The 470-nt window shown below is 64.9% G+C and carries 1 pseudogene; it reads right to left on the bottom strand.

The window, feature by feature from the left end:
* Positions 1-470: pseudogene (locus tag AC1DLB_RS32020) on the bottom strand (type IV secretion protein Rhs); the annotation flags it as partial.

Raw genomic sequence — 470 nt, 5'->3', positions numbered from 1 at the left:
GCTGGGTCGTGGGCGAAGCTTTCCGGTGGGTCGTCGCGGGTGTGGCGGACGCGGGTCAGCCGGTTCAGCGGGTCGTACTGGTAACTGCGCTGGCCGTGGCGGGTGTCGGCGATGCTGTCGAGATTGCCGTTGAGGCTGTAGGCATAGTCGCGGCGGTACAGGCTTTTTTGCTGTTGGCTGACGGCGTGGGCCTTTAGCCGGCTCTGGTCGTCGTAGGCATATTCGCTGAGCAGCAGGCCTTGCTGGCGCTGTACTTCTCGACCCGACTTGTACGTGTGATCTGTAAGCCGTGCGCCGTTGAGGTCGATGGCCGTCAGCGCGCCACCCTTGGCGTGGTGGTAGTCGAGCTTGCTGCCGTCCGGCAGGCGCAGGCGGTTGAGCTGGCCGCAGGCGTCGTAGCCATAGCGCAGCGTTCCCCAGCCCTGATGCTCGGTGATCAGCCGGTCCTGTTGGTCGTACTCGAACTCCTG

The organism is Pseudomonas sp. 05N434 (genome assembly GCF_056396965.1).
The sequence above is the reverse complement of the archived record's forward strand: the minus strand, read 5'-3'. Positions and strand labels throughout refer to the sequence as shown.